19 protein-coding genes are annotated in these 22,086 nt (G+C 74.7%); 8 read left to right on the forward strand and 11 right to left on the reverse strand.

All coding sequences use genetic code 11. The annotated features are described in order from the left end of the window. Positions 1–28: 28 nt before the first annotated feature. Together ACF068_RS10295 and ACF068_RS10300 are read left to right on the forward strand one after the other, a co-directional pair. On the forward strand, positions 29–2,404 hold the full coding sequence (locus tag ACF068_RS10295; RefSeq protein ID WP_392273744.1) for a tetratricopeptide repeat protein: 2,376 nt from the start codon (positions 29–31) through the stop codon (positions 2,402–2,404). Further along, a complete protein-coding gene (locus tag ACF068_RS10300) occupies positions 2,401–3,981 on the forward strand; it encodes a phytoene desaturase family protein (RefSeq protein ID WP_392273745.1) in 1,581 nt (526 codons plus the stop codon). Before ACF068_RS10295 ends, ACF068_RS10300 begins: the two co-directional genes overlap by 4 nt. A gap of 69 nt (positions 3,982–4,050) precedes the next feature. On the opposite strand, the gene ACF068_RS10305 is transcribed toward ACF068_RS10300, so the two are convergent. The 3 genes from ACF068_RS10305 to ACF068_RS10315 form a co-directional block, all read right to left on the reverse strand. After that, on the reverse strand, positions 4,051–4,227 hold the full coding sequence (locus ACF068_RS10305) for a hypothetical protein (protein WP_392273746.1): 177 nt from the start codon (positions 4,225–4,227) through the stop codon (positions 4,051–4,053). 221 nt (positions 4,228–4,448) lie between these two features. After that, complete coding sequence (locus tag ACF068_RS10310) at positions 4,449–4,643, reverse strand: antitoxin (protein WP_392273747.1); 195 nt, start codon at positions 4,641–4,643, stop codon at positions 4,449–4,451. A 157-nt stretch (positions 4,644–4,800) separates the two neighbouring features. After that, the gene (locus ACF068_RS10315) at positions 4,801–6,591 is read right to left on the reverse strand and encodes a serine hydrolase (RefSeq protein WP_392273748.1); all 1,791 of its coding nucleotides are present in this window, start codon (positions 6,589–6,591) and stop codon (positions 4,801–4,803) included. Positions 6,592–7,107: 516 nt separating this feature from the next. Between ACF068_RS10315 and ACF068_RS10320 the strand changes: the two genes are divergently transcribed. Further along, on the forward strand, positions 7,108–8,253 hold the full coding sequence (locus ACF068_RS10320) for a calcium:proton antiporter (protein WP_392273749.1): 1,146 nt from the start codon (positions 7,108–7,110) through the stop codon (positions 8,251–8,253). An 84-nt stretch (positions 8,254–8,337) separates the two neighbouring features. On the opposite strand, the gene ACF068_RS10325 is transcribed toward ACF068_RS10320, so the two are convergent. Beyond that, entirely contained in the window at positions 8,338–9,429 is a 1,092-nt protein-coding gene (locus ACF068_RS10325; protein ID WP_392273870.1) for a glutamate--cysteine ligase, read from the reverse strand. 183 nt (positions 9,430–9,612) lie between these two features. On the opposite strand from ACF068_RS10325, the gene ACF068_RS10330 reads away from it, so the two are divergent. Beyond that, positions 9,613–10,314, forward strand: a complete 702-nt coding sequence (locus ACF068_RS10330) for a restriction endonuclease (RefSeq protein WP_392273750.1) — start codon at positions 9,613–9,615, stop codon at positions 10,312–10,314. A 52-nt stretch (positions 10,315–10,366) separates the two neighbouring features. On the opposite strand, the gene paaK is transcribed toward ACF068_RS10330, so the two are convergent. After that, a complete protein-coding gene (paaK, locus tag ACF068_RS10335) occupies positions 10,367–11,656 on the reverse strand; it encodes a phenylacetate--CoA ligase PaaK (protein WP_392273751.1) in 1,290 nt (429 codons plus the stop codon). A gap of 181 nt (positions 11,657–11,837) precedes the next feature. Beyond that, positions 11,838–12,335, reverse strand: coding sequence for a GNAT family N-acetyltransferase (locus ACF068_RS10340; protein WP_392273752.1), 498 nt, complete (start codon positions 12,333–12,335; stop codon positions 11,838–11,840). Between the two features lie 186 nt (positions 12,336–12,521). Here ACF068_RS10340 and ACF068_RS10345 point away from each other — a divergent pair, with 186 nt between their 5' ends. Next, positions 12,522–12,764, forward strand: a complete 243-nt coding sequence (locus ACF068_RS10345) for a DUF397 domain-containing protein (RefSeq protein ID WP_392273753.1) — start codon at positions 12,522–12,524, stop codon at positions 12,762–12,764. Here the strand turns inward: ACF068_RS10345 and ACF068_RS10350 are convergent. Both ACF068_RS10350 and ACF068_RS10355 read right to left on the reverse strand, forming a co-directional pair. Continuing rightward, positions 12,757–13,329: a hypothetical protein gene (locus ACF068_RS10350; RefSeq protein WP_392273754.1), complete on the reverse strand. Its 573-nt coding sequence runs from the start codon at positions 13,327–13,329 to the stop codon at positions 12,757–12,759. The genes ACF068_RS10345 and ACF068_RS10350 overlap by 8 nt on opposite strands. Continuing rightward, positions 13,326–13,718 (reverse strand): PadR family transcriptional regulator, encoded by a 393-nt coding sequence (locus tag ACF068_RS10355; RefSeq protein WP_392273755.1) that lies wholly within the window; start codon positions 13,716–13,718, stop codon positions 13,326–13,328. Before ACF068_RS10355 ends, ACF068_RS10350 begins: the two co-directional genes overlap by 4 nt. A gap of 194 nt (positions 13,719–13,912) precedes the next feature. On the opposite strand from ACF068_RS10355, the gene ACF068_RS10360 reads away from it, so the two are divergent. The 3 genes from ACF068_RS10360 (at position 13,913) to ACF068_RS10370 (ending at position 15,469) form a co-directional block, all read left to right on the forward strand. Further along, positions 13,913–14,314 (forward strand): ACT domain-containing protein, encoded by a 402-nt coding sequence (locus tag ACF068_RS10360; RefSeq protein ID WP_392273756.1) that lies wholly within the window; start codon positions 13,913–13,915, stop codon positions 14,312–14,314. 194 nt (positions 14,315–14,508) lie between these two features. Beyond that, positions 14,509–15,009: a hypothetical protein gene (locus tag ACF068_RS10365; protein WP_064070633.1), complete on the forward strand. Its 501-nt coding sequence runs from the start codon at positions 14,509–14,511 to the stop codon at positions 15,007–15,009. A gap of 70 nt (positions 15,010–15,079) precedes the next feature. Further along, positions 15,080–15,469: an RNA-binding S4 domain-containing protein gene (locus ACF068_RS10370; RefSeq protein ID WP_392273757.1), complete on the forward strand. Its 390-nt coding sequence runs from the start codon at positions 15,080–15,082 to the stop codon at positions 15,467–15,469. Between the two features lie 14 nt (positions 15,470–15,483). Here the strand turns inward: ACF068_RS10370 and ACF068_RS10375 are convergent, their stop codons facing one another. The 3 genes from ACF068_RS10375 to ACF068_RS10385 all read right to left on the reverse strand — a co-directional run bounded on the left by ACF068_RS10375 (position 15,484) and on the right by ACF068_RS10385 (position 21,959). Next, positions 15,484–17,823 (reverse strand): germacradienol/geosmin synthase, encoded by a 2,340-nt coding sequence (locus ACF068_RS10375; RefSeq protein ID WP_392273758.1) that lies wholly within the window; start codon positions 17,821–17,823, stop codon positions 15,484–15,486. Between the two features lie 192 nt (positions 17,824–18,015). Further along, positions 18,016–19,947, reverse strand: coding sequence for an N-acetylmuramoyl-L-alanine amidase (locus ACF068_RS10380; protein WP_392273759.1), 1,932 nt, complete (start codon positions 19,945–19,947; stop codon positions 18,016–18,018). A gap of 260 nt (positions 19,948–20,207) precedes the next feature. Then, a complete protein-coding gene (locus ACF068_RS10385) occupies positions 20,208–21,959 on the reverse strand; it encodes a PP2C family protein-serine/threonine phosphatase (protein ID WP_392273760.1) in 1,752 nt (583 codons plus the stop codon). Positions 21,960–22,086: the final 127 nt, after the last annotated feature.

A 22,086-nucleotide genomic window follows, 5' to 3' on the forward strand; every position in this document is an offset into this window, starting at 1 on the left:
GGGGACTCGACGGGGGCGATGGCACGCGATGGGGGAGACCAGGCTGCTCCAGGGCCGCTACCGGCTCGAGGAGATGATCGGGCGCGGCGGCATGGGCGAGGTGTGGCGCGCCACCGACGAGGCGCTCGGCCGGCGGGTGGCGGTCAAGTGCCTCAAACCGCTGGGACCCGGGCAGGACCGGAACGTCGTCACCGTGCTCCGCGAGCGCTTCCGCCGCGAGGCGCGCGTCGCGGCCGCGCTCCAGCACCGCGGCGTCACCGTCGTCCATGACTTCGGGGAGTCCGACGGTCTGCTCTACCTGGTCATGGAACTCCTGGAAGGGCGCAACCTCAGCCAGCTCCTGGAGGACAACCAGCAGCACCCGCTGCCCGTCGGCGACGTCGTCGACATCGCCGAACAGGTCGCCGACGCCCTCGCCTACACCCACCGGCAGGGCATCGTGCACCGGGACCTCAAGCCCGCCAACATCATGCGGCTCGGCGACGGCACGGTGAAGATCTGCGACTTCGGCATCGCCCGCCCGGGCGCCGACGTCGGGTTCAGCGCCCGGCTCACCGGCACCGGCATCGCCATGGGCACCCCGCACTACATGTCGCCCGAGCAGATCAGCGGCGGCCAGGTGGACCACCGCAGCGACCTGTACTCACTGGGCTGCGTCCTGTACGAGATCGCCACCGGCGTACCGCCCTTCGACCTGGACGACGCCTGGGCCATACTCGTGGGCCACCGCGACACCCAGCCCGAGCCGCCCCGCAACCTCCGGGCGGAGCTCCCCGAGCTCTTCGAGCGGGCCGTCCTGGACCTGCTCGCCAAGACCCCGGAGGGACGTCCTCCCGACGCGGCCGACCTCCGCCGCCGTATCGCGGCCGCCCGTCCCGCCCCGGCGGGCCCCGCGCCCGCGTTCCCCGACCAGGCCCTCCGCCCCCCGCCGGCGCCGCCACGCGCCCCGCACCACCCGCCGTCCTGGACCCGGGGCATGACCACCGGCCCCAAGGCGGTCGGCGCCACCCTGCCGCACTCCATCGCACCGCACGACCCGCCGGCCGGCCTCACCGGCGCGTGGACCACCCCCGCCGGCCCCGCCACCCCCGCCGGCGCGGGCGCCCGCGCCGTTCCCGTTCCCCCGCCGTACCGCCCCCGGCACCCGACCCCCTCCGTCCCGCCCGCGCCCACCGCGCCCACCCGGCCGGTGACGGACCCGCACGGCGGGGCGCCGGGAGCGCCGCCGCCCGGGGTGCTCGCCCGGATGGCCGGCCGGCACGGCGCGGGCCTCCGCCTGGGGCGGCTCGGCCGCTGGGAGGAGGCGGGCGAGGAGCACCGGGCCGTCGCCGCCGAGCGGGAGCGGGTCCTGGGCCCGGACCACCCCGACACCCTCACCAGCCGGTACGAGGCCGGGTACGCGCTCGCCAGGACCGGCCGCGACGCCGAGGCGCTGCGCGAGTTCGGCCGCGTCGCCGAGGCCCGGGCCCGGGTGCTCGGCCCCGACCACCCCGACACCCTCACGGCCCGTCAGGAGATGGCGTACGTCCTGGGCCGGCTGGGGCGCCACGACGAGGCCCACCAGGTGTACGCCTCCGTGCTCGACGCACGCACCCGCACCATGGGCGCCGACCACCCCGACACCCTGCGCTGCCGCCACAACCTGGCCTCCAACCTCGGCCGGCTCGGGCGGCTGGAGGAGGCGCACCGGACGGCCCGCGAGGTCGCCGACGCCCGCGCCCGCCTGCTGGGCCCCGAGCACCCCGACACCCTGGTCACCCGGTACGAGGTGGCGTACGCGCTGGGGCAGCTCGGCCGCTGGGCCGAGGCGCTGGGCACCTACCGGGACGTCGCGGCGGCCCGCGCCCACGTCCTCGGCCCCGACCACCCCGACACGCTCGCCGCCCGCTACGAGGCGGGCATAAGCCTCGGCAGGCTCGGACGCAGCCACGAGGCGCTGGAGCTGTACCGCGACCTCGTCGGCGCCCGCGCCCGGGCGCACGGCCCCGGACATCCCGAGACCCTGCGCGCCCGCCACGCCCTGGGCGTCAACCTCGGCCGGCTCGGGCGCTGGCGGGAGGCGCTCGCCGAGGCGCGGGAGGTGTGCGCCGGCCGTGAGCGGGTGCTGGGACCCGATCACCCCGACACCCTGGTCAGCGGCCGGGAGATCGCCGTGGGACTCGGCTGGCTGGGCCGCTGGGCGGAGGCGCTGGCCGTGTACGCGCGGGTCGCCGAGGCCCGCGACCGGGTGCTGGGCCCCGCCCACCCGGACGCCCTGACCAGCCGCCACGACCAGGCGTACTGCCTCCGGCAGCTCGGCCGGGAGGCCGAGGCCGCGGAGCTGTACCGGCGGGTCGCCGCGCTGCGCGGGGCGGGCGGCGCCCACTGGAGCGCCGGCCCGGGCGCGTGCTACGAAGGGCCATGACCGTACAGCGCTCGTACGACGCCGTCATCGTCGGCGGCGGCCACAACGCACTGGTCGCCGCCGCCTACCTCGCCCGCGCCGGACGTTCCGTCCTCGTCCTGGAGCGGCTGCCCGGCACGGGCGGGGCCGCCGTCTCCACCCGTCCCTTCGCCGGGGTGGACGCCCGCCTGTCGCGCTACTCCTACCTGGTGTCCCTGCTGCCGCCGAAGATCGTGCGCGACCTGGGCCTGCGGTTCGCCGTCGCCCGGCGCACCATCTCCTCGTACACCCCGGCCGAGCGCCGGGGGAGGCCCACGGGGCTGCTGGTGGGCGGGGAGCGCACCCGCGAATCGTTCGCCGCGCTCACCGGGTCGGACGCCGAGTACGAGGCGTGGCAGCGGTTCTACGCCATGACGGGCCGGGTCGCCGAGCGGGTGTTCCCCACCCTCACCGAGCCGCTGCCCGCCAGGGAGGAGCTGCGCGCCCGGGTCGCGGACGACACCGCATGGCGGACCCTCTTCGAGGAACCGATCGGCGTCGCCGTCGAGGAGCACTTCGCCGACGACCTGGTGCGCGGGGTGGTCCTCACCGATGCGCTGATCGGCACGTTCGCCGACGCCCACGACCCGTCCCTGATCCAGAACCGGTGCTTCCTGTACCACGTGATCGGCGGCGGGACGGGGGAGTGGAACGTGCCCGTGGGCGGCATGGGCGCCCTCACCGGCGCCCTCGCGGACGCCGCGCGCGCGGCCGGGGCCGAGATCCGCACGGGCCACGAGGCGCTCCGGATCCACACGGACGGCCGCGACGCCGAGGTCGTCCACCGCGGTCCGGACGGCGAGGGCGTGGTCGCCGCCCGGCACGTCCTGGTCGGTGCCTCGCCGCACGTCCTGGCCGCGCTGCTGGGTGAGGAGCCCCCGCCGCCCGCCGAGGGTGCCCAGCTCAAGGTGAACATGCTCCTGGAGCGGCTGCCCCGGCTGCGCGACCGGTCGGTCGATCCGCGCGAGGCGTTCGCCGGCACCTTCCACATCGCGGAGGGATACGGGCAGTTGGCGGCCGCGTACCGGGAGGCGGCGGCCGGCCGGCTGCCGGGCGCCCCGCCCTCGGAGATCTACTGCCACTCGCTGAGCGACCCGTCGATCCTCGGCCCCGAGCTCGCCGCCCGGGGCTACCAGACGCTGACGCTCTTCGGTCTGCACGCCCCGGGGCGGCTGTTCGCCGCCGACCACGACGCCACGCGCGCCGCCCTGCTCAAGGCCACCCTCGCCGAACTCGACGCGCACCTGGACGAACCGCTCGCCGACTGCCTCGCCACCGACGCCGAGGGCCGCCCGTGCATCGAGGTGAAGACGCCGCTCGACCTGGAGCGGGACCTGCTGCTGCCGGGCGGCCACATCTTCCACGGCGACCTGGCCTTCCCGTACGCCGGCGGGGCCACCGGCGCCACCGCGGCCACCGACCCGGGCGGGGCCGCCGGCCGGTGGGGCGTGGCGACCGCCCACCCCAATGTGCTGCTCTGCGGGGCGGGGGCCGTGCGGGGCGGCGGCGTCAGCGGCATCCCGGGTCACAACGCGGCCATGGCGGTGCTGGGCGTCTGACGCCCGGTTCCCGCCCCCGGACACACGGATGGGCGCCACCACGGGCGCCCATCCGTGTATCGCTCGTGATCAGCCGACGTCCCAGCAGGTGGCGTCGAAGTGCTTGACCTTGACGTCGCCGGCCTTGACGTGACCGCCCGAACCCCAGCAGCCTTCCACGTCCGAGCCGTGGGCGGCGGCGGGAGCCGCGGCCAGGAAGCCGATCGCCATCAGACCGGCCAGAACGAGCGAGATGCGCCGAAGCATGAGTTTCTCCTTCGAGTTGGGGGACTCGACACGACTGTTCACCAGCCGCCGCCGGACCGCACGCCGAGTCGCGCGGGCGGGTGGTGGACCCGCCGTCACCCCACCCCGGTGGGCCGGCCCCCGGCGGACCCCGCGGTGCCCGGCGCGGGACGCCCCGGCAGCACCGCGTCCCCGGTGGCCGTGGGACGGCGGCCACCGGGGACGGGAAGGTTCGTGACGCGTCAGGTGCGGGTCGGCGGGTCCTGGTTCGGGTCGCGGCCGAACTCGTCCTTCAGCCGGTCCTGTGCGGTGTCGACCTGACCGCTGTACTTGCCCCGGGTCTTCCTGTCGACGTGGTCACCGCCCTTGTCGACGCCTCTGCCGGCCTGCTGTTCGTGCCCCTTGAGCATCTGCTTGAGCTTGTCCATCACGGACATAGGGTCATCCTCCTCGCCGAGTGACCCCCCGCCCCTCAGTTTCGCCCGCCTGTGCGAAACCCGCATCCGGGCCCGCGTCCGGCCCCGGACGCGGGCCCGCACGGGCTTCCCGCACGGCCCTCCCGGGCCGGCCCCCGGCCCGCCCTCCGGCTCCGGATCAGTCCGCCGAGGCCGACCAGCCGTGCGCCTCGACCCGGGCCGCGTCCGCGGGCCGCGCCTCGTCGAACAGGGTCCGGGCGCCGTCCTGGACCCTGATGTCGTCCACGTACACCCCGCGGCCCACGTACAGCCGGTCCGTCGCGTACCGCCAGCGCAGCCGTACGGGCGTGCCCCGCCAGGCCGCCAGGTCGGCCTCCAGCCGGTGCCAGGTCCGCCCGGACCAGCCGCTGAGCGACCCCGCCGGGTGCGGCCGGGGCTCCTGTCCGTGGCCCGCGGTCGTCACGAAGGGCAGCGGCCGCCAGGTGGCGCCCGCGTCGCCGGACGCCTCCAGGTACGCGCCGTCCGTGCCCGGCTCGGTGTCCCACCAGACCCGGCAGCGCAGCCGGGGGCGCGGCGAGGCGGGCGTCAGGTCCGGCAGGGTGAGGGTGGCCGCGGTGCCCGGGGCCATGCCGGAGTACCAGGCGGTACGGCCCCGTGCCGGGCGTACGGGGACGGCGCGCGCCATGCTGTTCGCGGTGGCCACGCGGGGCGCGGACCCCGACCGCCAACCGCGCACCGGGTGCACCGAGTTGCCGAGCAGCACCAGGAACGAGTCGGTGGTGGGGTCGAGGACGAGGCTGGTGCCGGTGAAGCCGGTGTGGCCCGCGGTGCGCGGGGTGGCCATGGCGCCCATGTACCAGTGCTGGTAGAGCTCGAAGCCGAGACCGTGCTCGTCCCCGGGGAAGGCGGTGTTGAAGTCGGTGAACATCAGCTCCACCGACTTCGGCTCCAGGATCCGGGCGTGCCCGTAGGCGCCGCCGTTCAGCAGCGTCCGGGCGAGGACCGCCAAATCCCAGGCGCAGGAGAAGACCCCGGCGTGGCCGGCGACGCCCCCGAGGCCGTAGGCGTTCTCGTCGTGCACCTCGCCCCACACCATGCCGCGGTCGAGCCCCGACCAGGGGGCGCGGGCGTCCTCGGTGGCGGCGATCTTCGGTCTCCAGGACGCGGGCGGGTTGAAGCGGGTGCGGTGCATCCCCAGGGGAGCGGTGATCTCGTTGCGGAGCAGGGCGTCCAGCGAGTGGCCGGTGAGCTCCTCCAGAACGAGCTGGAGCGAGATCAGGTTGAGGTCGGAGTAGAGGTAGCGCGTCCCGGGCGGCGAGGCCGGCACCTCCTGCCACAGCAGTCGCAGCTTCCCCTCCCGTGTGGGCTCCTTGTAGAGCGGGATCCAGGCCCGGAAGCCGGAGGTGTGCGTGAGTAGCTGACGGACCGTGACGTCCTGCTTGCCGCCGCCGCCGAACTCCGGCAGATAGGCCGTGACCCTCTCCTCCAGCTCCAGCGCCCCGCGCTCGATCTGCTGCACGGCCAGGACGGAGGTGAACAGCTTCGAGACCGACGCCAGGTCGAACACCGTGTCGTCGGCCATCGGGATCCGCCGCTCCGGAGGCAACTCGACGCCCGTGTCCGTCTTCTCGTCGTACGCCGCGTACCGCACCGCGTGCCCGATCGCCTTGTGCAGCGCCACCGTCGCCCCGCGCCCCGCGAGGAGCACCGCCCCCGCGTACCACGGGTGCTTGGGGGAGGGGTCCAGGAAGCGCTCGGCCTCGGCGACCAGCCGGTCGAGGTGCTCGGGCAGCAGCCCGGCCCGCTCGGCCGAGCCCAGCCGCAGGGTCGCCCGGCCGCCGCCCCAGCCCGCACCGGAACCGGCGTCCGCCGCCGCGGCCCCCGGAATCGAACCGATCATCAGCCCACCTCCCAGGGCCAGCATCCCGCCACCGAACCGGCGGCGGCTCATCCCCTCCGTCGTGCCCATCACGCCTCCCCCTCCCCGTCGCCCTTCCCACCCGGAACCGTCGTCGAACCGTTCCGGAGCCGCCCCGCCGCCGCCCCGGCGCCCGGGGGCGTCCGCCGGGCTCGGCGGTGTGCCGCGGGCTCGCGCGGACATCCGGGCGCGGGTGGTCATCGCCGGGTCGCTGAAAGAATCCTTCGTCACCATCCGCACCACGTGAAACTTTCTTACCGGGCCCCGGCCCCGTCAAGAACCGGCCGCACAGAAAGAATCTGACGATAAATCAGAAGCGGCTTCCCTCGCCCGTCCCCCTGCGGCATCCATGCCGCCCATGGAGACGGAACCGGCCGGGAGACCGGGTGTCGAGCACGTCCTCTTCGGCTTCGCGCCCTTCCCCGCCGTGGCGGCCGCCATCACCGGAGCGGGCGGCGGGGAGCCCCGGCAGCATGATCGACATGATCATCTCGGACGGTGTGAACACTTCCCTCGTTCCGGCGCCCTCACCGCGCGGGGGCGCGCCCGCTCTGGCAGCGTGGCGGCATGAGTACCGGCACGGGCGCGGGCACCGACACCGACGACGGCACGGGCGGCCGGAGCAGCCGGCAGGGCGGGGGGCGGCTCACCCGTCAGTGGACGACGTGGGTGCCCGTGCTCGGCGTGCTCGTCCTGGCCCTGGGCTGGGGGCGCGACCTGTCCGGGCCGGTCGTCGCCGTGGCCGGGCTCTGCCTGCTCGGTTCCGTCCTGTCCGCCGTGCACCACGCCGAGGTCGTCGCCCATCGCGTCGGCGAACCGTTCGGGTCACTGGTCCTCGCCGTCGCCGTGACGGTCATCGAGGTCGGGCTCATCGTCATGCTGATGGCCGGCGGCGGCGACAAGGCGTCCACCTACGCCCGGGACACCGTCTTCGCCGCCGTCATGATCACCTGCAACGGCATCGTCGGCCTCTCGCTCCTGGTGGCCGCCCTCCGCAGGCGGGTCGCGGTCTTCAACGCCGAGGGGTCCGGCGGAGCGCTCGCCACCGTCATCACGCTCGCCGCCATGACGCTGGTGCTGCCCAGCTTCACCACCAGTCATCCCGGCCCCGAGTTCACCGGCGCCCAACTGGTCTTCGCCGCCACGGCGTCCCTCTGCCTGTACGGCATCTTCGTGGCCGTGCAGACCGTGCGTCACCGCGAGTACTTCCTGCCCGTCGCCCGGGAGAGCGACGGGCAGGAAGCCGCGCCGCCCGGCCCGCGGGAGACCTGGTGGAGCCTGGGACTCCTGCTGCTCGCCCTCGTCGCCGTCGTCGGGAACGCCAAACTCGTCTCACCGACCATCGAGGACGGCGTCGCGTCCGCGGGTCTGCCCAAGGCGGTCGTCGGTGTCGTCATCGCCCTGATGGTGCTGCTGCCCGAAACCCTGGCGGCCGTCCGGGCCGCCCGCCGCGACCGCGTGCAGACCAGCCTCAACCTCGCCTACGGCTCCGCCATCGCCAGCATCGGCCTCACCATCCCGGCGATCGCGCTCGCCTCGGTCTGGCTGTCCGGGCCCCTGGTCCTGGGACTGGGGCCGCTCCACCTGGCCCTCCTGGCGCTCACCGCGGCGGTGAGCGCCCTGACCGTGGTGCCCGGACGGGCCACCCTCCTCCAGGGCGGCGTGCACCTGGTGCTGTTCGCCGCCTTCGTCTTCCTGTCGTTCAGTCCCTGACGCGCACGACCCGCGGCCGCGGACCGGGCGGGGCGGCCGCCCGCCCCGCACCCCCCGCGCGGCGCCCGCCCCGGCCGTGCGGTCTCAGCCCCGGGTGAGGCGCACGCACTCCGCGACCACCTCGCGCAGGCTCCCGGTCCGCCGCAGCAGATCCCGCTGGATCCGGGCGCCGTTGCCCGTCTTCAGCAGACCGGCCAGGGCGTCCTGGGCGGGCAGCAGGTCACCGCTGTCCTCCAGCGCGTCCCGGACGTGGTCGAACAGCGCCCGTACCACCGCCTCCGCGGGGGCGGGCCGCATCGTCACCGGGTGGATCAGCTCGCCCTCCAGCCCCGAGCGGGCGGCCCGCCAGGCGGCCAGCCGCAGCAGCGCCACGCCCTGCCGGGCCGGCGGCTCACCGTCCCGCCACTGCCGCGCCGCCGTCTCCACCAGGCCGCGCACCAGCGTGGCCACCAGGACGGTGGTGGACGCGTCGAGGCAGACGTCCGCCACCCGGATCTCCACGGTCGGGTACGAGTGGGACAGCCGGGCGTCGAAGTAGACCATGCCCTCGTCCCGCAGCACCCCGCTCGCCACCATGTCGGCCACCTGCTCGTGGTACCGGTCGGCGGAACCGAAGATCTCCACCGGGCCGGCCGACGGCCAGCGTCCCCACACCCGGTTGCGGTAACTGGCGTACCCGCTCTCCTCGCCCTGCCAGAACGGCGAGTTGGTACTCATCGCCAGCAGCACCGGCAGCCACGGCCGGATGCGGTCCAGGACGGCCACGCCCTCCTCGTCCGACTCCACCGACACGTGCACATGGCAGCCGGACGTGAGCTGCTCCTGGGCGGTGAGGCCGAAGTGCTCCTTCAGCCACTGGTGGCGCTCGCCCGTCCCGATGGTGGGGCTCACCGGGAGCGGCGAGGTCGCCAGCGCGGCGACCGAGGCGTCCAGCCCCTCGGCGAGCCGCGCCGCCTCCGCCCGGCAGCGCCGGATCTCGTCCCCCAGTTCGCCCATCACCGTCTGCGGGCTCGTGGCGAACTCGAGCTGCTGCCGCTGGAGTTCGCTCTCGAACACCTCTTCGTCGCTCCGGGGGTCCCGCGCCGCGGCCGCCAGTACGGCCGTCGACAAGGCCCTCGGTTCTCCCGTCCGGCTGTCCACCAGGAGAAGTTCCTCTTCGACACCCACACTGCGCACCATCGTCCTGCCTCTCTTGCGGAATGTCGGTCGCTTGCCCCCGATCCGGTGCCGCACGCCTCGCCCGCCGCCACCCCGGCCCGCCGCCGCGCCGGGGACCGGACGGGTGTGCGAAAGCGTGGCGACGGGGCATACGGGCAGCACAAGATCGTCCGCGTCCGATCACCCGAGGGGAGCCCGCAGATGGCGATACCCGTCCGCAGGCCAGGCACGGCCCGCCCGACCCGCCGGGGCGTACGCCGCCCGGGCTTCAGCCTGCGCGACACCGTCCTCGGGTTCGGGCTGGTGGCCATCCTGCTCTTCGGCGGCGGGGCCATGGCGCGGGCGGCCGTCGGTGACGCCGCCGACGTGCCCGCCGCCGCCCTGGCCGTGGTGGGCACGTTCGCCGTGGCCTGGTCCCTGGTGCGGGCCGCCCGCCGGCGCGGTGCCCCGGTCGTCGCGCTCGTGGAGCCCGACGTCCCCGTCGAGCCGGCCGTGTACGTGGACTACTCCGCCCTGGACGCGGACGCCTTCGAACAGGCCGTCGCCGACCTCTGCGTACGGGACGGCTGCCTGGACGTCGAGGTCGTCGGCGGGGCGGGCGACCTGGGCGCGGACGTGGTGGCCACCGCGCCCGACGGCCGCCGCGTGGTCGTGCAGTGCAAGGCCTACGGACCGGACCACAAGGTCGGCTCCCAGGACGTCCAGCGATTCGGCGGGACCTGCTTCGCCGTCCACGACGCCCATGTCGCCGTCGTCGTCACCACCAGCGAGTTCACCGAGCCGGCCGCGGAGTACGCCGCCCAGTGCGGCATCCTCTGCGTGGACCGGCAGGGGCTCGACGCCTGGACGGACGGCACCGGCCCGGCGCCCTGGCTCCAGGTCCCGCTCCAGGAAGCGCGCTGAGCACCCCGGCGCGCACGGCCGGGCGGCCGAGCCCCGCACCGGGGGCGGCCGCTCACGCCGTCCGCAGGTCCACGATCCGCTTGATCTTGCCCACCGACCGCTCCAGCGTCCCCGGATCGACCACCTCCACACCGACCGACACCCCGATGCCGTCCTTCACCGCCGCCACCAGCGCGCGGCCCGCCTCGTCGCGCACCGCACCGGTGGCGTCCGCCCGCGCCTCCACCCGTACGGTGAGTGCGTCCAGGCGCCCTTCCCGGGTGAGCCGGAGCTGGAAGTGCGGGGCGAGTCCCGGCGTACGGAGCACGATCTCCTCCACCTGGGTGGGGAACAGGTTCACGCCCCGGAGGATCACCATGTCGTCACTGCGCCCGGTGACCTTCTCCATCCGCCGGAACGCCGGCCGGGCCGTGCCCGGCAGCAGCCGCGTCAGGTCGCGGGTGCGGTAGCGGACGACCGGCATGGCCTCCTTGGTGAGCGAGGTGAACACCAGCTCGCCCCGTTCCCCGTCCGGCAGCACCTCACCCGTGAAGGGGTCCACGACCTCGGGATAGAAGTGGTCCTCCCAGATGTGCAGCCCGTCCTTGGTCTCCACGCACTCCTGTGCCACCCCCGGGCCGATCACCTCCGACAGGCCGTAGATGTCCACGGCGTCGATCGCGAACCGCTCCTCGATCTCCCGCCGCATCTCCTCCGTCCACGGCTCGGCACCGAAGATGCCCACCCGGAGGGACGTGGCGCGCGGATCGACGCCCTGCCGTTCGAACTCGTCGAGCAGCGTGAGCATGTACGACGGGGTCACCATGATGATCTCGGGCCGGAAGTCCTGGATGAGCCGCACCTGGCGCGCCGTCATCCCGCCGGAGGCCGGGACCACCGTGCAGCCGAGCCGTTCGGCGCCGTAGTGCGCCCCGAGCCCGCCGGTGAACAGTCCGTACCCGTACGCCACGTGGACCGTGTGGCCCGGCCGGCCCCCGGCGGCCCGGATCGACCGCGCCACCACGTCCGCCCAGGTGTCCAGGTCGCGGTCGGTGTACCCGACGACGGTGGGCCGGCCGGTCGTGCCGCTGGAGGCGTGGACCCGCCGTACCCGCGACCGGTCGACCGCGAACATCCCGAAGGGGTAGTGGTCGCGCAGATCGGCCTTGACGGTGAACGGGAAGCGGGCCAGGTCGGCGAGCGTACGGCAGTCCTCCGGGCGCAGCCCCGCCTTGTCGAAGGACTGCCGGTAGAAGTCCACGTTCTCGTACGCGTGCCGCAGGGTGGCCCGCAGCCGCTCCAACTGGAGCGTCTCGAGTTCCGCGCGGCCCAGTCGCTCCCCATCGTCCAGCCAGTCCGTCATCCGCCGCACTCCCGTTCTCCGGCCGTCCTCATCCGTCCGGTGGTCGACCGACCATTCGGTCGACCACCGGGTGGGATCAGTAATCCAAGCGCGCGCGCCGAAGGCAAGGGGTGGACCCGCACTTTTTCCCGGCGCCCGGCGCCGATTCCGTCGGCGGAGCCGGGGCTACCGGGCCACGGACCTACGGAGCGACCGGGATGACCAGATCGGGGCGGTCCCACATCACGGCGGGCGGGTTGGCGGCCACGGTGCCGACCCGCCGGGCGCCCACGCCGAGGTAGAAGTCCTCGGCGGGCGGGTGGGACACGACCCGGACCGCCGTCGCCCCCGCCGCCCGGGCCCGCTCGGACATGTGGGCGACGAGCGCGCGGCCCATCCCGAGGCCCTGGGCGGAGTCGGCGACGAACAGCAGATCCAGCTCCGGAGGGGACAGCACGAGGGCGTAGAAACCGAGCACCCGGTCGTCCGGGCCGGTGGCGACGTGGACCTCGTGGGCGTCGATGTAGTCCGGTCCCACCCGGTAGCCCGCCACCATCGGCGCGTAGGGACCCTCGTAGGCGCGTGACTTCCGTACCAGCGAGGTCAGCCGCTTCGCGTCCCGGGCCGTCGCCCGTCTGATCGGCACCGGCCGGACGCCCGCCCGTGCGGCGCGGCCGGTCGCTGTCATACGCGAAGTCATGCTGTGAGTATTACCCCTCCCTGCTCCCGCGGGGAAACGGCACCCTCGGGAGGACCGGCGCCCGCCCGCGGCCCGGCGCCGCGGACCGGGCCCGGCGCCACGCGACCGGCCGCGCGCCGCGCCCTGTCCGTGACCGACCCCGATGGCTAGTCTGAGCGCGGACGACGAACCGGGAGGAGCGGGCACGTGACGGAGACCATCACCACCCAGCAGCAGCGCGCGGGCTGGGAGAAGCCGGACCTCGACCTCAGCAACGCGGACTGGCGGTCCGGAAGTCAGGGAGCGGGCGACGTCCAGATCGCCTTCGTCGAGGGATTCATCGCGATGCGCAACGGCGGCCGTCCGGAGAGCCCGTCGCTGATCTTCACCCCCGCCGAGTGGCGCGCCTTCGTGCTCAACGCCAGGGACGGGGAGTTCGACCTCACCTGACGGCGGGGCCCCGCTCCGCGCGCTTGCGGGACCGGGCGTCGGCGACGGCGCACACCGCACCCGGCAGGATGAGCAGGAGCGTGACCCACAGGGGCAGGGAGAACAGCGGTCCGTCGCCGGCCAGCCGGTCGGCCACCCACGCGACCGGCAGGCCGACGACGGCCCCCACCAGCCAGCTCTTCGCCGGTCCCAGCCGCCCCTTGCGCAGTTCCACCGCCACCGTGACCGCGGCGATGGCGGCGATCAGCGCGAGACGGCCGGCGGTGACGGGCAGCGTGGTGGTCCGCCACAGCGCGTGGGAGAACAGCATCAGCATCCCCACCGCGGACGGCACCACGGCCGCGAGCCGTGCCGCCCTCCGGTGCAGTGGCTGCCGCGCCCGGGCCCAGGTGGCGGCGAACCCCCGGACGTCGTCGCCGACCACGTCCTCCGGCCCGCGCCCCGCCGCGGCGGCGTCCTCCAGGTGTGCGGCGAGCTCGGCGAGCATCTCCCGCACGGTGGTGTCGTCGATGCCGCGGTACTCCCAGTTGGCGCGGCACACCGCCAGTACGCGCTCATTGGTCATGGTGCTGTGTCCCCCGTCGTGTCCCTGCCGGTCTTCTCCGGCTCGTCGAGAACCCGGCCGGCCTGGGCGGTGAAGTCCCGCCAGACGGCCCGGCCGCGGGTCAGTTCGGCGCGGCCGGCCGCGGTCAGCCGGTAGTACTTGCGCGGTGCCCCGCCGCTGGACGACGGTGCGCGGTACGACTCGACCAGCTCCGCCCGCTCCATCCGCGCGAGCAGCGGATAGATGCTGCCCTCGCTCACCAGCTCCAGCCCGCTCTCCTCGAGTGCTTCCACGAACTCGTAGCCATAGCGGGGCCGTTCGGCGATCAATGACAGCAGGCAGAGGTCGAGCACCCCCCGCAGGAGCTGACTGCGCCGCTGGTCACCGGTCGCCGGCAGCTCCTTTGTCATGCGGTACATGATAGTCGCGCGGTGTCATGCGACGCAAGAGTCATGTCCCGCATGACACTGCCCCGCCGCCCGCCGCCCGCCGCCCGCCGCCCGCCGCCCGCCGCCCGCCGCCCGCCGTATGGCCGGCGCACGTCCCGGGGCACGTCGCGGCGTTGGGGGAGAGGGGCCGGCCGCCACGGGCCTACGCTGGACGCATGAGTGGAGAGCGTGACCTCGGCCGGCTGGTCACCGGCATGCGGCCCGAGCTCAACCCCGGGCACTTCGTCTTCGTGACCGTCGACGGCCCCGCCGTCCCGCCCGGACTGCACCCCGTCGCCACCGTCACCGAATCGGAGGGCCTCACCCTCGTCGTGTCCCAGGACGAGGCCGACGCCGCCTCGCTGCCCTACCACTACGTGGCCGGCTGGATCACCCTCCGCGTCCATTCCGCGCTCGACGCCGTCGGCCTGACCGCCGCCGTGTCCCGGGAGCTCGCCGACGCCGGTCTGAGCTGCAACGTCATCGCCGGTTTCCACCACGACCACCTGTTCGTCGAACACGCACGGGCCGGCGAGGCCCTCACCGTGCTGCGCCGTCTGGCGGAACGGTCCGCCTGACCGGCCCGCCGCCCCGCCCGTCCGTCCGGAGCCCACCCGGACCGCCCCCGCGCGCCCCGTCCGCCGAGGCCCCGCCCATCGCCCGAACCGGTGAATCCCGGACGTCTCCCCGCCCCCGCGACACGGCCATCCCGAGGCCCGGGGCGCGCGGGCCCGGGCGCCGGTCGCGGAGCCCGGGCACGTACCATGGCCGCATGTCCTTCCTCCGCCGCCGCAGCGCCGCCACACCCGCGGGCCCGGACTTCGACGTCCTGGCCATGGACCCGGGGGACTGGCCCGGCAATCTCGGCGCCGGTCTCCTCCCCGCCCCCGACGGCACCTGCCAGGGCGTCTTCCTCCGTTACGACCTGTTCGGCGGCCGCGGCCCCGCGATGATCATCGGCAACCTCCCCGAGGGATCCCCGGCCCGGGAACTCGCCGAGGGCCAGATCCCCTTCGAGGTGGCGCAGCTCCTCGCGGCGCTGGAGAACGACGAGCCGGTCGAGGTCGTCGAGACCGAGGACGTGCCGGTCATGCAGGGCGACAACCTGCTGATCGTCCGCCGCCTCAAGCTCTCCGAGAGCCGCATCTCCTGCGTGCAGTTCGACCGCAGTGACAACGTGCTCGTCACCATCGCCAGCTGGGACCGCCCCATCACCGACGACCTGTACGCGCTGCTCAAGCCGCTGCCCGCGGAGCTCTTCCAGCAGGGCTGAACCCGGCCCCGCCCGCCGGCTCCGGCCGGTCACCGGCGGGCCCCCGCCGGTGCGGACTACAGTCGGGTGCATGGCAGCACACGAAGGGAACCCCACCGCGCGCGTCGACAGCTGGATCTGGGCGGTGCGGCTCACGAAGACCCGCTCGCAGGCCGCCACCGCCTGCCGGGCCGGGCACGTACGGGTCAACGGCGAGCGCGCCAAGCCGGCGCAGCCCGTCAAGGCGGGCGACGAGGTACGGCTGTTCCACGCCGGCCGCGAGCGGATCGTCGAGGTGAAGCAGGTGCTCACCAAGCGCGTCGGCCCGCCCGTGGCGGCGGAGGCGTACGTGGACAACAGCCCGCCCCCGCCGCCCCGCGAGCACGTCGCCCTGGCGGGGGTCCGGGACCGGGGAGCCGGCCGCCCCACCAAGCGGGAACGCCGCGAACTGGACCAGCTCCGCGGCGTCCGCCCGTCCTGACCCGCGCCCGGCGGCTACGCGGAGGGCCGCCCCACCGGCCGGGCCGCCGAGGTCCCCAGCCCCGTCGGCCCGCCGGGGAAGCCCGCTGCCGAGAAGCCCGCCGCCGGGAAGCCCCCGGCCCGCGGCCCCGCCGCGCGGAACCCCCCGGCCGCCGGCCCCCCGACGGGCGGCCCTCCCGCCGGGAACCCGCCGGCCGGCGTTGCCGCACCGTCCCGGCCCCTCCGCAGCAGGGGCGTTCCGGCGCCGGAGCGGATGTCCTCGTCCCGGTACCGGCGCACGTTCCGGTGCCAGTGGAGGATCCCGGCAAGCCAGTCCTCCAGCTCGCGCACGTACGCGGCGAGTGCCGCCCTCCCCGTGCCGTCCAGCCCCAACCGCTCTCCCAGCAGCGGCAGTTCGATCGACTTGATGTGCTCGAACTGGCGCAGCCGGCCGCGCATCAGGTCGTCGACGATCCGTACGCCCGCCGGGTAGTCGCAGTCGAAGAAGGACCGCACCACCAGCACCCCGTTGTGCACCTCGCCCTCGACCTCGATCTCCTTCCGGTACGAGAAGAGGTCGTTGAGCAGGGCGGCGTAGTCCGCCACGGCGTTCTCCATGGCACGCACGGTCCCGCTCCGCAACAGCTCCCGCGGCAGGTCGTGCTCGTGGCGCAGCCGCGCCAGGCTCATCGTCAGGTCCGAGCCGAAGGTCAGCCGCCGCATCTCCACGTAGTCCACCGGGTCGGGCACCCGGTGCTGGGCCTGGTTGTGCAGCTCCCACAGCCAGCTCACCAGCATGCCGCCCACCGCCGCGCGCAAGGACGCCCGCGCCCCGGGGTCCATCGGCCCGGCGGTCCGGCCCCACAGATCGGCCAGCGCCCGCTCCATCGGGCTGACCGCCCCCGCCGTGCCCGCTTCGGGGGCGTCGACGGTCAGGCACGCCATCAGGCGCTCGTTGTACAGCTTCGCCCCGGCGAGGTCCCGCGGCCGCCCGAAGGCGCTCGGGTAGTAGTCGTCGCCGTACGTGCCCCAGGTGAGCCACTCGGCGCTGAGCTCCAGCTCCTCCACCGTGGCGTCCGGGTCCAGCCCGGCCGAGCACAGGGCCAGGTCGAACCCGGCCATCAGCTCCTCGTCCCAGATGTCGTCGAGCAGCCCCATCCGGCCGGCCCACTCCAGGGACTTGGCGCGCGCGTCGTCCAGGTGGGGGCTGAGCGTCAGGGGATACGGCAGGTCGAAGTCCGGCAGCAGCGAGGACCCGGTGTGCTGGTGCGGCACATGGGTGAGGGACCGCGCCCGCGCGGCGGCGGGCCGGCCGAACAGCGTGGTGACGTCCAGCGCCGAGGTGCCCAGCACCCCGTCGAAGAGGGACGGCGACCCGCTCCCGGCTCCTTCGTTCATGTACCGGCCGGAGCGCCTGTGCCATTCGTGGCCGCCGGCCTGCCAGTCCTGGAGGCCCTTGGTGTACGCGGCGATCGCGGCGCACTCCTCGGGGCCCACCCCCTCGTCCAGGCAAAGCTGCGGGACCTCGGTCAGCGCGGTGTTCTCGAACTGCTGGAGCCGTGAGGTCAGCAGGTCGTTGACGGTCTCGGCGGCCTCCTGGGTGGTGCACTCCAGGAAGGTCTCCAGCACCAGGACGCCGTTGCTGTTCTCGCCCTCGTCCTCCACCTCGCGCTGGTACGAGAACAGGTCGTTGCGCAGGTGCACGGAGTCGGAGAACGCGTCCCGCAGCACCCGCAGCGGCCGGGACCCGGCCACCGACTCCGGCACCTCGGCCCCCGCCACGAACTCCACCAGTCCCGCCGACCACGGAGCGCCGCCCACCTTGCGGCGCATCTCGATGTACTCGACGGGGTTGGCGATCCGCCCCTCGTTGATGTTCGCCAGCTCCCACAGCGACTCGTTGAGCAGGTGCTCGGTCGCCTCGGCGAACCGGGACCGCCACGCGGGCGACATGCCCGGCACGGTCCGCGTCCACAGGTCGGCCAGCCCCGCCTCCACCTGGTTCATGGGCTCGGGCATCCCCGTCGAGAGGTCGCTCGGCATGAAGGCGGGCATCCGCTCCAGGTACGCCGTACCACCGACGAGGTCCTGGGTGCGCTTGAAGACCTCCAGGAAGTGGTCGTCGAAGAAGAACACCCAGACGTACCAGTCGGTCACCAGGGAGAGGGCGTCGGCGTCACAGTCGGGGTGGGTGTAGGCGCACAGCAGCGCGTAGTCGTGGGAGTCCAGGTCGCGTTCGTCCCAGATCCCCGACCCCTCCAGCATCCCCATCCGGCGCGCCCACTCCTTGGTGTGGGAACGCGCCGCCTCCACGTGGGGATTGAGGCGTGCCGGATACGGCAGGTAGAAATCCGGCAGGACGAAGGGCTGAGCCATGCGCGCGGCGCCTTTCCTCGGGGGTGGACGTACCGCGCCACCCCCTACCCTTCGCGCCACCGCCCCACGCCGCGGGCCGGATTAGTCGTACCGACGACACCGCGCCCCCGCCGCGTCCCCCCGCCCGCGCCCCCGCGCCACCGCCTTCCCGCCCGCGCCGCCGCCCGCCGTACGCCCCCGCCGCCCCACGCGTCAGGCGCGCGAGACGGTCACGTCCGACGCCTTCACGAAGGCCACCCGGTGCCCGAACTGGATCTGGTAGTACTCCTCCGCGCCCCGCACCACCCGGTGCCCCGAGGTGTCGAAGGCCGGCGCGTAGTAGTACTCGCCCGGCACCCGGTCGCCCACCACGTACCGCTGGCCCGCCGGGAGCGTGTACGGCAGGGGCGTGACCGCCTGCACCGGCACTCCGGCCGGGTAGGCGGACGCCTCCGGGTAGGCCCGCCCGTAGACGGGCACCTCCGCCAGGCCGGCCCGGGGCGTCAGCACCCAGCCGTGCGCGCCCACCGAGGCCGGCCGGGTCCGGGGGTCGTGGAACCAGGCCTTCTGGCCCAGGTACCAGATCGCCGTCCACTCCCCGCGCCGCTCCGCCACCGCGTACCGCTGGCCCGTCGAGGCCCGCGCCCCGGTGTCGTTGACGCCCGTGGTCGAGTCCTCGCCGCCCGGCCGCAGCCCGGCGTCCCTGACCAGCGGGGCGTCCTCGGCGGGTCCGGTGTGCAGCCGGACCGCACCGCTGCCGTGCGGGGGGCAGGCCGCGCCGGGCCCGGCGCAGTCCGTGTAGAGCGGCCGGTGCGCCTCGTACCGGGGCCGGATCGTCACCAGCGCGGCGTGCGGGCCCGCCGTCGGGGTGAACGGCCGGCCCAGCAGCTCGAAGTAGTGCGCCCAGTCCCAGTAGGGGCCCGGGTCCGTGTGCATGCCGCGCACCGCCGCCGTCGTCGGGCCGGGCACGTTGTCGTGGCCCAGGATGTGCTGCCGGTCCAGCGGGATGTCGTACCTCTTCGCCAGGTACCGCACCAGCCGCGCGGACGAGCGGTACATCGCCTCCGTGTACCAGGCGTCCGGCGCCACCAGGAAGCCCTCGTGCTCCAGGCCCACCGACTTGGCGTTCACGTACCAGTTGCCCGCGTGCCAGGCGACGTCCTGGAGCGGCACGTGCTGCGCGACGTGCCCGTCCGACGAGCGCAGCGAGTACTGCCACGACACGTACGCCGGGTCCTGCACCAGCTTGAGCGTCACGTCCCAGGTCGCCTCGGTGTCGTGCACGACGATGTGGTCGATCGACTGGGAGACCGGACGCCGGGCCTTGTCGTGGTTGCCGTAGTCGCCGGCACCGAACTCCTCGTACGGGGCCGGCACCCACTCGCACGCCACCGTCCTCGGACACTCGGTGCGGTCCGTCCGGGGGGCCCGCAGACCCAGCCGCGCGAGTTGAGAGGTCTCCGGGGCGACGTCCGGGTCGGCGGGCAGGGCCACCTCCTGCCCGCTGTCCGTCGTCCGCCGCTCACCCGAACGGATGACGTCGTACACGTCGTCGGCGTACGTTCTCGCGGTCGCCGCGTCGTCGGCGCCCGAGTAGCGCGCCACCGCGCCGTACCAGTCGCCGGGATCGGCGCTCGCCGGATGCCCCAGCTCCCGCTGGGCGGCCGCCAGGAGCGCCGCGCCGCCCCGGATGTTCGCGGCCGGGCTGGTGCGCAGTCGCTCGGGGGCGATCCCGGACGCCTCGGCGGCCCGTTCCAGGGTCCGCAGCCGGGGCGGCAGCGCGGCCGGACCGGGCACCGCCGCCTCCACCACGTCCTTGGCGGTGCGGGAGGTGTCGCCGCGCGCGTCCTCCGTGCCGTGCGAGTGGTGCGGCGCCGAGGCGAGCGCGGTGCGCGCGTCGGTGAGGTGCATGGGCCCGTAGCCGCCGGTGACGCTGGGCGCGCCGCCATGCCCGTCCCAGCGGGACTGGAGGTACGAGACGGCCAGCAGCACGCTGCGCGGCACCCCGTACTCGGCGGCGGCCGCCGCGAAGTCGCCCTGGAGCGATCCGGGGCCGGGCGGAGCCCCGGCCGTCGCGGACGGGGCGGCGGAGGCCAGGGGCAGCAGCAGCGCGACGGACGCCACCGCCGCGCCCGCCGTCCTCATGTGCCGTACGTGCCGTGGGTGTCGTCGAGCCGGAGCGGGCAAGGCGGCCTCCTGGGACGGGTGGTGAGCGGCCAACCCGTACAGGGGTATCGGCTGCCGGACCGCCCGTCAATCGGGCCTGCCGACGGGGTTGTTCACGCGTGGGGGAGATGTTCCGGGGGGCTTCCGGCCCGGCGCCGCGGCGGCCTGCGGGACGTCACCGGACTGCACCAATGGCGCCGCCCCGCCCGCCCGGTTCCGCGGAACGGCCCCCGGCCGGTTCAGTCGACGCGGACGGCGAGCAGACAGGCGTCGTCGTCGTGGACGCCGCGCTCGTACTCCTCGGTGAGCCGGTCGACGATCCGCCGGGGCGACAGCCCGGCGCTCGCGGCGAGGAGCCCGGTCAGCGCGTTGATGCCCTCGGAGATGTCCTGGCCGCGCCGCTCGACGACCCCGTCCGTGTACAGCAGCAGGACGTCGCCCTGCTGGAGCGGGAAGTCCGCCGTCTCGTACGTGTGGCCCGGCAGCACGCCCAGCAGCGGCCCCCGGTGCCGCGTCGGCAGCGCGTAGGCGTGCCCCTCGCGCAGCAGCAGCGGGGCGGGATGCCCCGCGCACGTCCACCGCAGCATCCGCCCCGGGCCGATGTCCCCGACCACCATCGTGGCCGTGGCCGACGAGGGATCGCTGCACACCAGCTCGTTCAGCCAGGTGGTGATGTCCCCGCCGCACGCCCCCGTCTGGGCGAGCCCCGCCACCGCGTGGCGCTGCTGCGCCATCCGGGCGACCGCCTCCAGGCCGTGCCCGCTGGCGTCCCCGATGGCGATCAGCGCCCGGCCGTCCGCCAGCGGCCGGCACTTGTACCAGTCGCCACCCACCGCGGCAGCCGGCTCGGCCGGCAGGTAGGCGGCCGCCACCGACAGCCCCAGCTCCGCCAGCCCCTCCGAGTACGTCGGCAGCAGCGCCTCCCGCAGCGCCGACGCCACGTGCCGCTCGGCCGCGGCCTGTTGCCGGAGCTGCTCCGTCTCGACCTGCTTCTCCACCAGCCTGCGGCGGCTGCGCATCTGCGGGGTGAGGTCCCGCGCCACGATCTGGAGCGCCCAGGGCCTGCCGTCCGTGCCCGCCACCGGGCGGCCCAGCAGGTCGACCGTGCGGACCTCGCCCAGCACCAGGAACCGGATACGGGTCCAGGCGGGCTCCTCGCCGGCCAGCACGGACGCGATGAACTCCCCGAACGGCCCCACGTCGGCCGGTACCAGCGCGTCGCACAGCTCCAGCAGCGACCAGGGCAGCGCCGGGTCCGTGCGGAAGATCCGCTGCAACCCCTCCGACCACGTCACCGATCCGGACAGCAGGTCCCAACGGCCCCATCCCATGGACGCCAGGTGCTGCGCGTCGATGGTGAGCAGCTCCGCCTGGCTGCGCACCGGTCGCCAGGTCGTCAGCACCTGGTCGCCGCACGCCGACGCGTAATGCACGAGCTGGACGCGCCGGAGCCGGCCGTAGCGCTCCTCGGTGTAGTCCACGACCAGGCCGTTCAGAGCGTGGCCCGTCGCCACGACGTCCTTGAGGGCGACCGGCAGCCCGCCGGCCGCGGCACCCGGGCGGGCCTCGGAGAAAAAAAGCTGCCCCGCCTGCTGGTCCGGCGAGACCAGCCATTCGGCGGAGCGGATGTGGTTCCCGGCGCGGATCACGAAGTCCGTGATCCCACCGGAGTCGTCGCGCACCGGGGCCAGCAGCGCGGCCGACACGGGGATCGCCGGGAGGGCGGCGCACGGACAAGTGCGGGGGTCGTGCCCCTCGTGCGCGTCCACGCACAGGTGCGGAGCGCCGTGGCCCTGGCCGCAGGGGCACTGGGCCGATCGGGTACCGGCGGCGCCCGGTGCGGCCGCGGTCCGCCCGGGAGCCCGGCCGGCCGTGGGCTCCGCGACCCCGGCCGTCTCCGCCTTGCGGCGGACCTCCGACCGCAGGGTCGTGATCTCCCGCTCGATGTAGGTCTTCAGCGACGCCGCGTCGGTGGTGTGTCCCCGGATCATGAGGCCGCCGGCGCCCCGGCCGGGGCAACGCTCCCGGCAGCCGTGCCCACGGTCGGTGCGACGGGCGGCACGGGTCTTCTGCCGGGAGCGTTCATGATGCGGCCTTCCTCTCGTACTCCTCGTAATC

It is taken from the genome of Streptomyces sp. NPDC016309, from assembly GCF_043077235.1.
GTDB lineage: Bacteria > Actinomycetota > Actinomycetes > Streptomycetales > Streptomycetaceae > Streptomyces.

Bases quoted from the DNA above. Each gene is read 5' to 3' on its own strand.
- ACF068_RS10375 (WP_392273758.1), bottom strand. From the start codon at position 17,823: ATGGCTCAGCCCTTCGTCCTGCCGGATTTCTACCTGCCGTATCCGGCA.
- ACF068_RS10365 (WP_064070633.1), top strand. From the start codon at position 14,509: ATGTCCTTCCTCCGCCGCCGCAGCGCCGCCACACCCGCGGGCCCGGAC.
- ACF068_RS10300 (WP_392273745.1), top strand. From the start codon at position 2,401: ATGACCGTACAGCGCTCGTACGACGCCGTCATCGTCGGCGGCGGCCAC.
- ACF068_RS10340 (WP_392273752.1), bottom strand. From the start codon at position 12,335: ATGACTTCGCGTATGACAGCGACCGGCCGCGCCGCACGGGCGGGCGTC.
- paaK (WP_392273751.1), bottom strand. From the start codon at position 11,656: ATGACGGACTGGCTGGACGATGGGGAGCGACTGGGCCGCGCGGAACTC.
- ACF068_RS10305 (WP_392273746.1), bottom strand. From the start codon at position 4,227: ATGCTTCGGCGCATCTCGCTCGTTCTGGCCGGTCTGATGGCGATCGGC.
- ACF068_RS10315 (WP_392273748.1), bottom strand. From the start codon at position 6,591: ATGGGCACGACGGAGGGGATGAGCCGCCGCCGGTTCGGTGGCGGGATG.
- ACF068_RS10295 (WP_392273744.1), top strand. From the start codon at position 29: ATGGGGGAGACCAGGCTGCTCCAGGGCCGCTACCGGCTCGAGGAGATG.
- ACF068_RS10350 (WP_392273754.1), bottom strand. From the start codon at position 13,329: ATGACCAATGAGCGCGTACTGGCGGTGTGCCGCGCCAACTGGGAGTAC.
- ACF068_RS10370 (WP_392273757.1), top strand. From the start codon at position 15,080: ATGGCAGCACACGAAGGGAACCCCACCGCGCGCGTCGACAGCTGGATC.
- ACF068_RS10385 (WP_392273760.1), bottom strand. From the start codon at position 21,959: ATGATCCGGGGACACACCACCGACGCGGCGTCGCTGAAGACCTACATC.
- ACF068_RS10360 (WP_392273756.1), top strand. From the start codon at position 13,913: ATGAGTGGAGAGCGTGACCTCGGCCGGCTGGTCACCGGCATGCGGCCC.
- ACF068_RS10330 (WP_392273750.1), top strand. From the start codon at position 9,613: ATGGCGATACCCGTCCGCAGGCCAGGCACGGCCCGCCCGACCCGCCGG.
- ACF068_RS10355 (WP_392273755.1), bottom strand. From the start codon at position 13,718: ATGACAAAGGAGCTGCCGGCGACCGGTGACCAGCGGCGCAGTCAGCTC.
- ACF068_RS10380 (WP_392273759.1), bottom strand. From the start codon at position 19,947: ATGAGGACGGCGGGCGCGGCGGTGGCGTCCGTCGCGCTGCTGCTGCCC.
- ACF068_RS10310 (WP_392273747.1), bottom strand. From the start codon at position 4,643: ATGTCCGTGATGGACAAGCTCAAGCAGATGCTCAAGGGGCACGAACAG.
- ACF068_RS10320 (WP_392273749.1), top strand. From the start codon at position 7,108: ATGAGTACCGGCACGGGCGCGGGCACCGACACCGACGACGGCACGGGC.